Origin of the sequence: Oscillibacter sp. KLE 1728 (assembly GCF_934833455.1) — a bacterium.
GTDB classification, from domain to species: Bacteria; Bacillota; Clostridia; order Oscillospirales; family Oscillospiraceae; genus Oscillibacter; species Oscillibacter welbionis.
The window spans coordinates 1-9,009 of sequence record NZ_CAKVVF010000083.1; the positions used below are offsets into that span (position 1 = coordinate 1).

Genomic DNA, 9,009 nt, shown 5'->3' on the forward strand with positions numbered 1-9,009 from the left:
ACCGGAAAGCTTGCCGCAATCGTCGTGCATGGGGAACTTCACATACACAGTGGTGCAGGGGTCGTCCTGATACTCGATCTCTGCCTCCGCCAGGGCGGTCTCGTCGTGGGGGCACCAGTAGACGGGCTTGAAATCCTTGTAGATATAGCCCTTCTTGTACATGGCACCGAACACCTTCACCTCCTCAGCCTCAAAGCCGGGGTTCATGGTGAGGTAGGGGTGCTCCCAGTCGCCGATGACGCCCATGCGCTTGAAGGCGTCCATCTGCACGCCCACATAATGCTGGGCAAAGTCATGGCAGGCGGAGCGGAAGTCCGGAATGCTCATAGCCTTGTGGTTCAGCTTGTTCTGCTTGATGATGGCGGACTCGATGGGCATACCGTGGTTGTCCCAGCCGGGGATATAGGGGGTGTAGTAGCCCCGCATGGCGTAGGATCGGGTGATGATATCCTTGAGGGCCTTGTTCATGGCGGTGCCCATGTGGATGCCGCCGTTGGAAAAGGGCGGGCCGTCGTGGAGATTGAAGAGGGGCTTGCCCTCGTTCTTCTTCAGCAGCTCGTTGTACACGTCCTGCTCCTGCCAGCGCTTGAGCATCTCCGGCTCCCGCTTGGGCAGGCCCGCCCGCATGGGGAAGTCGGTCTTGGGCAGATTGATGGTCTTGTTGTAGTCCATATCTTTCCTCCTATTTCCATTCTGTTTGCTGAATTTTTATTGATATTGGGTAATGACGGTTTTACAGCTCCGGCAGAGGTAAGCCCGGGGGCGGACAACCAGCCCCAGCTTTCCACCCAGAAGCAAATCTCCCTTCCTGGCGGGAAGGGGAAGGCCTGACACCTCCTCTGACCAGAAAACGGGGGAGCGGCTGCTGAGAAAGCCCTCCTGCATTTGCTGCTGACAATACGGACACTTCATAAAGCTCCTCCTGTTCCAGCTCCTATTTGCTATCTTTTTTGGAGGTTTCAATCAAGCTGCACGGGAAGGTGACAAGGCCGCATTCCCGGCAGAGCATGGCATGGGAAAATTCCGGGAACGGATCCCGTGTAAACACGCTGGTGGTGTCATCGCCAATGGGGCCCAGCTCCACGGTGTCTGTGGGGGCCCGAAAGAATCGGAGCTCCTGCTGCGTCCAGAAAGGGTAATTCCGGGTGTGCAGAGTTCCCTCTTCCATTTCCTTTCCGCAGTTTGGGCATTTCACCAGAATACACATCCCTTCAGAAAACAAAAACGCCTTGCCTCTTTTTCAAGAGACAAAGCGTTTGCAAACACTCTGCGGTACCACTCTCGCTGCTGCGCCCTTGCGGGAAACAGCCCCTCACAGCCCGCTGCCACGGGCCGATGCTGTAACGGGCATCAATCGTCCACGCTTACTCGCGTCGTCTTTCAGCAGGAGGCTCCAAGGTGATTTTCGCCGCAGCTCCCGTCCGCCTTGCACCAAACGGCGGCTCTCTTTGCAGGAGGGATGCCGGTTACTCGTCCTTTTCCACGCCGGAATGTTCCATTTACCGGACTATCGTATCACATTTTCGCCGTTTGTCAAGGCGGTTTTTGCAAAAGATACCCGTTTTAGCCCGGGGCGACCGTATCCGGGACCAAATCCCATCCCAGCCATCGGCCCTGCGCGTCATAGTTCCGGGCGGTGCGGCTGGCCCGGCAGTAGATCTCCAGCACATCGTGACAGTATGCGGGCAGGGAGCCGACACCGGTGGACACCATCCGGCAGTTGCCCTCTATGCCGTCCAGGCGGCAGATGCCCTCGGCGTCCAGGGACCAGGAAAAGGAGTTCCCGGCCTGCGGATCGGAGAAGGTGACGGTATAGGTGGTCTCCGCATCCAGCGGCGCATCGGTGGGGACGATCACCGCCCCCTTCGAGGAGGGATATGGGCTGTTCCAGAGAAGGGACCAGAGATCCAGATAGGCCGCCTCCCCGGCACCGTCCATGGTCCAGCCGTCGGGGCCGGTAATGGACACATGGGGCAGGGCGGCCCCGCCAGCTGTGGGATCTGAAAGGGGGACTGTGTCTTCCAGCGAGGCCGGGACATAGACAAGGTCCATCTCAATCTCCAGGGCGCCGTCCCGAAACGTCACGGCGCAGAACTGTTCCTGATCCTCGTCCGTGCCGTGATAGCGGTAGATCAGCCGGACCGGGCCGGGCCCCTCCTGCTCCACCGCAGCCAGGAACAGGCCCGATGCGTCGATGTATTCGGACGGCGTCACACAACAGATGGCGCCGTCTGTCCGCCGGAAGTAAAAGGAAAACGCGCCCTGCCACTCGGCGATCTCCCAGACCAGTTCCGCCGTTCCGTCCCCGTCCAGGTCCAGGGCCACCGGGTCCATCCTGGCGGTGAGGACCTGCAAGTCCCCGGCAGTGTCGAACCAGTAGTAATCATAGGAGTAAACGCCGGAGCAGTGCCCGTCGGTCCGCAGCAGAAAGCCATCGTGCCCCAGAATACCGGAGCAGGCGGTAAGGGCGGCGGTTTCCGCGTAATTGGGGCCCTGGTCCGCGCCGCGGTACAGGCGGGCAAATCGGATCCACCCGGCGCCAGGGCGCAAAAAAGCGCCATCGATCAGGCCCTCCGCTGTAACGTAGAGCCTGACGATGGTGTTGTCTTTTAATGTACATTCCGCCAGAACGGATGCCATCTCCGCTTGGTCCACAGGGTCCAGGGTGCCGCCCCCCACCCGGACGGGATTGGCAGACGCCCGGGTATCCACCGGCTCCAGGTCCAACAGGGAGATAATCTGGACCGGCGTCTCTTCATAGAGCAGGGATTCCTCCTCCAGCGTCTGCGGAGGAGGGACTTCGCCGGGCGGAGCGGCGGGGGAGCGGGCGGCGGCAAAGACCGTCAGTGCGGTGGCCAGCAGGAGACACAGCAGTGCTGGCCCGCGTTTTTGCCACATGGATCAAAAAGCCTCCTTAGGCGGCTGAAGCCGCCGGGATATGGACGAAAAGGCCCCGCAGGGTCATTGATAACGGTATTGCTTGCAGGCGTATTGGTCCACGCAGCTCAAAAACATCTCGTGGCTGCGGAACTCCAGCAGCTGGCAGTCCTTCTCCTCGTGGAAGGAGACAATGCGCCGCTTGGTATCCACCCACATGCGCCAGAGCGTGGCGGCAGCCGGATTTTGCTCCATGGAAAAAGGCCCCCTTTGATGTAAAATCTCCCTCTGCTTTATAAGACGATCAAGAATGCCGTTTTGTTTCACGGAGGACCAAAAAATTTTTGAAGCTCCGTGTCAGGAGACTTCGGTCTGGCGCTCCATCTCTGCTGCAACGTCTGCCCGGAAGGCATCCCAGGCATCCGGATGCTCCACATAATAGAGGGGACACAGCTTCTCCGTCACGTCGTAGTGGCGGATCACATCAGTGTCCGGATCCAGATCGAAGGTCCGGCACAGCCAGGCCGTCAGCTCCACCACCTGCTGGTAGGCGGCCGGGGAGAATGCCCCGGTCTCGTCCGGGTGGCAGACCTCGATGGCCACGGTGTCCTCGTTGCGGATATTGGAGGCGTAGGCGATCTCCGTCAGGGGAATGCACTGGATGACCTCACCCTCCAGCCCCACGATGAAGTGGCTGGAGGCGTATGTCTCCGTCTCCCCGGAGGACAGGGATTCAAAGTAGTTCCGGTTGGCCTTCGCCGTGGTGCCGGGGTTGCCCACGTAGTGGATCACAATCCCATCGATCTTCTCCAGGGGCGTGCCGGGCCGGGACCAGGGGTTCACGGTGAGGAGGTCCGCCTGCACATAGTCCGGCACCTCCACGCCCTCTCCCGGAAGGCCCCGGCCGGCCCACAGCCAGACGGCGGCGCCCACAGCGGCAAAGATCAGCAGCAGGCATAAAGCGGCAAAACGGGGATTCCGGCGCCGCCGCGTTCTTGCCCCCCTCATGCCGGGGAGACCATGGCGGAAGTGGTGTCCTCCGTGTAGACCACCGCATTCTCACCCGTGTGCGGAACCTCCTGCCAGATGGAGGAGCCGTCCGCCCCATAGTCCTCCGGATACAGCTGCCGGTAGGTGACGAGATCTGCCCTCGTCACCAGGCCGAGGCGCTCCAGGCAGTCCACCGTCTCCGTCATGGCAGGGGTCACATGGACAGAGATCCAGTCGTAACGCTCCTTGTCTGCACTTTCAAAGTCCAGCCCCAGGTCCATGGCATAGCTGCTGCCGCTGTCGCCGGAGAACCAGTCGTAATCCCCCCAGTTCCCGGCGGTCAGATCCCGGCCCACTGCCTTGAGAATGGCGTCACCCTCCCGGCTGCCCAGTTCGTAGCCCTCGCCACGAGTGTCAATGTACAGGCTGCCGCCGCTCACCGTCCAGAAATCGTCATCCAGATGGAGGCGCCGGGCTTTTACAGTATCGCTGTTCACGAACTGGTCCAGCAGATAATCATAGGTCTCTGGCTGGGCCAGTCGGTCCCGGGTAATGAGCAGGGAGTACCAGCGGTCTATCCGGGTGCCGCTTTTCAGAGTATAGGTGAGATTCAGGCCGGTGTATGCCGTGTTGGGGGTCTCATCCTCAGACCAGGTGGAAGATCTGCGGGCCTCCATCTCCCGAACATAGGATTCGTCGGCAACCACCGTTTGATGGAGGGCCCTGACCTGCTCCAGCAGGTCCGCGTCCTTCTCCGGCGTGAGCGTGTAGGTGTTGTCGGCAATCCGGATCTCCAGGGTCTGGATCTGGGAGGCCTCCGGCACCCGGTCCGCCACACCCAGCAGGTCGAAATGCAGCACACAGCAGACCAGGGCACAGCCCGCCAGCACAATGCCCAGGCCCTTCCAGCTGCCCCGGAACACCTTGAAGGCCTTGGCCAGCAGCATGGAGGCGCCGTAATACCCGATGGCCCCTGCCGCCAGCAGGCAGACCACCATGGGCAGCGTGTCGTAGTATTCCCCCTGCTGGAAGCCATACCAGAACAGGGAGTAGAGGAACTGGCCGCCCAGCAGGGCACAGAGCCCTGCCACACCGTACCGGAACACCGGCCGCAGCCAGCCCACGGCCACCACGTCGCCGGCGGTCTCACTGCGGCGCCTGCGGTAGAGGATGAGGGCCAGGGCAGCCAGCGCCAGTCCTACCAGGGCGTAGACGCCGATCAGCCAGAAGCTCTCCAGGTCTGCGGAGGTCAAAAGGCGGGAGGTGTAAGGCGTTCCATCGGGGAACGTCTGCTGGACCTCCACATACTGCCGGGCGCACCGGACGTTGTTGACCAGATACACGGTGGGGGAGAGCCATTCCACCACCCCGGTGTAATAAGTGGAAAAGCCGAAGATGAACCCTTGGGCGAAGGAGGAGATCAGCCAGTCCAGCAGCACCGCCAGGAAGTGGAGCAGGGCGTACAGCGGCGGCATGGCGAAGGCGTTGCCGGTGATGAAGGCCACGAAGGTGGCGCTGGAGAAGTAGAAGAAGCTCTCACCCAGCACTGCCAGGACGGTGACGGCCAGCCCCTTGGCGTCAAAGGCCCCGCCGCACAGGGAGACCACGACGCACAGGACCCCGGTGACCGCGTAGGGAATCAGGGTCATGGAGAGGCCGGAGAGGAAGTTGGTGAGGAACAGCCCTTCCCGCCGGATAGGCAGGGTGTGCATCAGCCCCACGCTGCGGGCGTTGTATAGATAGCTCCACACCGCCATGGCACAGAGGGCGGCGTAGACCAGATTGATGACGGGCACGGCGCTCACCGCATCATAGTACATACCGGTGAAGTCCGGTGCGGAGAGGACGTTCCAGCCCCGGTGCACCATATCCAGCAGCACCGCCAGAGGGAACAGAGCGCCGACAAAGGACGCCAGGCCCCACAGCGGCCAGAACCGGGTCAGGTTCTTGCGGAACAGCGTGGCGTTAAAGTACGATGTCTTTGACTGCATAGTCCGCACCTCCCAGTTCATAAATAAAGATCTCCTCCAGGGTCAGGGGCACTGCGTCCACCAGCAGGGGACTGTACGCCGCCAGACGGTCCTCTGCCTCCTGGGCGCTCATCCGCATGATGAAGGTATGGATGCGGCCGATTTGGCTGGCGTGGAGCACCGGCAGGTCCGACGGCACCTCCGTCATCCCGTCGGGGAACACCACCTGCAGCTTTACCATGTTGTCCTGCAGCTGGGCCAGGGATCGCTCCAGCAGCACGCGGCCGTGGTCCATGATGCCCACGTGGTCGCAGACGTCCTCCAGCTCCCGCAGGTTGTGGGAAGAAACCAGCACCGTGGTGCCTCGCTGGGCCACATCCGCCAGCACCAGAGACCACACCTGCCGGCGCATCACCGGGTCCAGACCGTCCACCGGCTCATCCAGAATCAGGTAGTCCGGCATGCAGCACAGGGCCAGCCAGAAGGCCGCCTGCTTCTGCATACCCTTGCTGAGGCGGCGGATAGGCCGTTTTTCATCCAGCTGAAAGACCTCCTTCAGCTTTTCATACCGCTCCATGGAAAAAGCGGGATAAAATCCGCGGTAAAAGCGCATCATATCCCGAATGGAGGACTGAAGGAAGTAGTACCAGTCGTCAGGGATGGCGGCGATCCGCGCCTTCAGGGCGGCGTTCTCCCACACATCCTCGCCGCCGATGCGCACCGTGCCCGCGTCCTGGCGGAAGATGCCCGTCAGGTGGCGGATCAGGGTGGACTTACCGGCGCCGTTGGGACCCACCAGGCCGTAGACGCTGCCCGCCGGCACCGACAGCGCGGCACCGTCCAGGGCTGCGAAGCCGTCGAACCGCTTCACCAGGCCATTCACTTCGATCATGACGGACTCGCCTCCTTCACCAGATTCAGCAGCTCCTGCTGGCTTACCCCTAGATACCGCAGCTCGGAGAGGAGCTCCCGCACCTGGGTCAGCAGCTCCGCCCGCCGGGCGGAGTCCGCCGCCGCGTTCGCGGCGGCGAAGCTTCCCTTGCCGGGGACCGAGTAGATGTATCCCTCGCCCTCCAGCTCGTTATAAGCTCGCTGGATGGTATTGGGATTGATGGCCAGCTGGGCGGCCAGCGCCCGCACTGAGGGCAGCTTTTCGTCCGCGCTCAGCGCACCGGTGACGATCAGCTTCCGCAGTCCGTCCCGGATCTGCTCGTAAATGGGCCGGGAGTCCCGATAATTCAGGCTGATCATCCGCTCACCTTCCCTTCCGCGGGGCCGCGGTGCAGCCCCTGCAACTGTATTAACCGTATTAGTACGGTTAGATTATCATGAGAAGAAGCGGTTTGTCAAGCCCATTCGGGGGACAAAAACGGGGAATTTTCCGCCGATCCGGGGAAAACTCCACATTTTTATCTTTACAACTGGGAATTTCTGTGGTATCATGCAACAGCACGTGTATGTGCGGCCCCAGCCCTTCGCTCCGTGGACTTTCACCGATCCCGGGGCGCAGCCCTGCGGGTATATATGAAGAAAGGTGGAAATTTTCATGCTGCGCAAAGAACAGAAGACCGCGATCATCGACGCCAACCGCACCCACGAGGGGGACACCGGCTCTCCCGAGGTCCAGGTGGCCATCCTCACCGAGCGGATCAACGTGCTGACCGAGCACATGCGGAACAACCCCCAGGACAAGCATTCCAACCGCGGCCTGCTGCAGATGGTCGGCAAGCGCCGCCGTCTGCTGGACTACCTCCAGAAGAAGGACATCGAGCGCTATCGTGCCCTCATCGCCAAGCTGGGCATCCGGAAGTGAGTCAATGTGGAGGGTGGTGCGCCTTTGCCGCACCACCCTCTTCCCGCATTCTTTCAACGCCCGCGGGCAGGCCGATCTTTTAGCAGTTGAAGGAGGGACCGGGGATCCGGCCGTTGCTTCAAGTGCTAAATGGTTTGGCTCCCGCGGAGATCATACGAAAAAGGAGACCAGACATGTCAACCATTATCACCAAGAGACAATTCCCCAACTACCACAAGTACGAGATGGAGCTGGCGGGCCGCCCCCTGACCATGGAGGTGGGCAAGCTGGCGGAGCTGGCCAACGCCGCCGTCATGGTGGGCTACGGCGACACCCGGGTGCTCTGCTGCGTCACTGCGGCGCCCCGCCCCCGGGACGGCATCGACTTCTTCCCCCTGAGCGTAGATTTTGAGGAGAAGCTGTACTCCGTGGGCCGCATCCCCGGTTCCTTCAACCGGCGGGAGGGCCGCCCCGGCGAGAAGGGCATCCTAACCAGCCGTGTCATCGACCGGCCCATCCGGCCCCTGTTCCCCTCCGACTTCCGCAATGACGTGTCCGTCATGTGCACGGTCATGAGCGTGGACCACGACTGCACGCCAGAGATCGCCGCCCTGATCGGCACCTCCGCCGCCCTGGCCATCTCCGACATCCCCTGGAACGGCCCCGTGGGCGCCCTGAAGGTGGGCCTTGTGGACGGCAAGCTGGTGTTCAACCCCGACAGCGAGCAGCGCAAGGTCAGCGACCTGGACGTCACCGTGGTCTCCACCCGCAAAAAGGTGGTCATGATCGAGGCCGGCGCCAACGAGGTCCCCAACGACAAGATGTTCGAGGCCATCAAGATGGCCCATGAGGAGAACCAGAAGATCATCGCCCTGATCGATCAGATGGTCTCCGAGGTGGGCAAGCCCAAGTTTGAGTATCCTCACGCGGATTTCAACCAGGAGCTGTTCGACAAGATCGTGGCGGACTTCATGGACGAGGCCAAGGCCGCCATGGACACCGACGACAAGAACATCCGGGAGGCCCGCTGGAACGCCATGATCGAGAAGTGGCACGAGAAGTATCTGGAGGAATATCCGGATATGGACCAGTACCTGGAGGAGTTCACCTACAAGTTCCAGAAGAAGATCGTCAAGCAGTGGCTTCTGGAGGGCCACCGCGTGGACGGCCGCCAGAAGAACGAGATCCGGCCCCTGGCCGCCGAGGTGGGCGTGCTGCCCCGGACCCACGGCTCCGGCCTCTTCACCCGCGGCCAGACCCAGGTGCTTTCCGTCTGCACCCTGGACACCCTCTCCGCCAACCAGAAGCTGGACACCATCTGGGAGGAGACGGAGAAGCGGTATATGCACCACTACAACTTCCCCGGCTACTCCGTGGGCG

The 9,009-nt window shown here is 61.7% G+C and carries 10 protein-coding genes, 1 pseudogene and 1 other annotated feature; of the genes and pseudogenes, 2 read left to right on the top strand and 9 right to left on the bottom strand.

Annotated elements, in window-relative coordinates:
• The 9 genes from QVE23_RS09055 to QVE23_RS09085 form a co-directional block, all read right to left on the bottom strand.
• The coding region (locus QVE23_RS09055; protein ID WP_287967990.1) for a class I tRNA ligase family protein at positions 1-672 on the bottom strand (672 nt) is incomplete at its 3' end.
• A gap of 36 nt (positions 673-708) precedes the next feature.
• A complete protein-coding gene (locus tag QVE23_RS10965) occupies positions 709-912 on the bottom strand; it encodes a PF20097 family protein (RefSeq protein ID WP_021750458.1) in 204 nt (67 codons plus the stop codon).
• Between the two features lie 22 nt (positions 913-934).
• Positions 935-1,207, bottom strand: a complete 273-nt coding sequence (locus QVE23_RS10970) for a PF20097 family protein (RefSeq protein WP_353847531.1) — start codon at positions 1,205-1,207, stop codon at positions 935-937.
• A 33-nt stretch (positions 1,208-1,240) separates the two neighbouring features.
• Positions 1,241-1,492 (bottom strand) — a binding site (T-box leader).
• A gap of 71 nt (positions 1,493-1,563) precedes the next feature.
• Entirely contained in the window at positions 1,564-2,898 is a 1,335-nt protein-coding gene (locus QVE23_RS09060; protein WP_287967992.1) for a hypothetical protein, read from the bottom strand.
• A 63-nt stretch (positions 2,899-2,961) separates the two neighbouring features.
• Positions 2,962-3,132 carry a hypothetical protein gene (locus QVE23_RS09065; RefSeq protein ID WP_170180091.1) on the bottom strand — a complete coding sequence of 57 codons (171 nt, stop codon included), beginning with the start codon at positions 3,130-3,132 and terminating at the stop codon, positions 2,962-2,964.
• Between the two features lie 102 nt (positions 3,133-3,234).
• Positions 3,235-3,885: a peptidoglycan recognition protein family protein gene (locus QVE23_RS09070; RefSeq protein ID WP_021750454.1), complete on the bottom strand. Its 651-nt coding sequence runs from the start codon at positions 3,883-3,885 to the stop codon at positions 3,235-3,237.
• Positions 3,882-5,858 (bottom strand): ABC transporter permease, encoded by a 1,977-nt coding sequence (locus tag QVE23_RS09075; RefSeq protein WP_287967994.1) that lies wholly within the window; start codon positions 5,856-5,858, stop codon positions 3,882-3,884. The genes QVE23_RS09070 and QVE23_RS09075 overlap by 4 nt, the downstream gene beginning before the upstream one ends.
• On the bottom strand, positions 5,833-6,729 hold the full coding sequence (locus QVE23_RS09080) for an ABC transporter ATP-binding protein (RefSeq protein ID WP_021750452.1): 897 nt from the start codon (positions 6,727-6,729) through the stop codon (positions 5,833-5,835). Before QVE23_RS09080 ends, QVE23_RS09075 begins: the two co-directional genes overlap by 26 nt.
• Positions 6,726-7,088: a GntR family transcriptional regulator gene (locus QVE23_RS09085; RefSeq protein WP_119311850.1), complete on the bottom strand. Its 363-nt coding sequence runs from the start codon at positions 7,086-7,088 to the stop codon at positions 6,726-6,728. Before QVE23_RS09085 ends, QVE23_RS09080 begins: the two co-directional genes overlap by 4 nt.
• A 295-nt stretch (positions 7,089-7,383) precedes the next feature.
• Between QVE23_RS09085 and rpsO the strand changes: the two genes are divergently transcribed.
• A complete protein-coding gene (gene rpsO, locus QVE23_RS09090; protein WP_021750449.1) occupies positions 7,384-7,650 on the top strand; it encodes a 30S ribosomal protein S15 in 267 nt (88 codons plus the stop codon).
• A 173-nt stretch (positions 7,651-7,823) separates the two neighbouring features.
• Positions 7,824-9,009: pseudogene (locus QVE23_RS09095) on the top strand (polyribonucleotide nucleotidyltransferase); the annotation flags it as partial.

What these genes read in the sequence shown, in the direction of transcription:
- QVE23_RS10965 (WP_021750458.1), bottom strand. Translation starts at nt 912, where the DNA reads ATGAAGTGTCCGTATTGTCAGCAGCAAATGCAGGAGGGCTTTCTCAGC.
- QVE23_RS10970 (WP_353847531.1), bottom strand. Translation starts at nt 1,207, where the DNA reads ATGTGTATTCTGGTGAAATGCCCAAACTGCGGAAAGGAAATGGAAGAG.
- QVE23_RS09060 (WP_287967992.1), bottom strand. Translation starts at nt 2,898, where the DNA reads ATGTGGCAAAAACGCGGGCCAGCACTGCTGTGTCTCCTGCTGGCCACC.
- QVE23_RS09065 (WP_170180091.1), bottom strand. Translation starts at nt 3,132, where the DNA reads ATGGAGCAAAATCCGGCTGCCGCCACGCTCTGGCGCATGTGGGTGGAT.
- QVE23_RS09070 (WP_021750454.1), bottom strand. Translation starts at nt 3,885, where the DNA reads ATGAGGGGGGCAAGAACGCGGCGGCGCCGGAATCCCCGTTTTGCCGCT.
- QVE23_RS09075 (WP_287967994.1), bottom strand. Translation starts at nt 5,858, where the DNA reads ATGCAGTCAAAGACATCGTACTTTAACGCCACGCTGTTCCGCAAGAAC.
- QVE23_RS09080 (WP_021750452.1), bottom strand. Translation starts at nt 6,729, where the DNA reads ATGATCGAAGTGAATGGCCTGGTGAAGCGGTTCGACGGCTTCGCAGCC.
- QVE23_RS09085 (WP_119311850.1), bottom strand. Translation starts at nt 7,088, where the DNA reads ATGATCAGCCTGAATTATCGGGACTCCCGGCCCATTTACGAGCAGATC.
- rpsO (WP_021750449.1), top strand. Translation starts at nt 7,384, where the DNA reads ATGCTGCGCAAAGAACAGAAGACCGCGATCATCGACGCCAACCGCACC.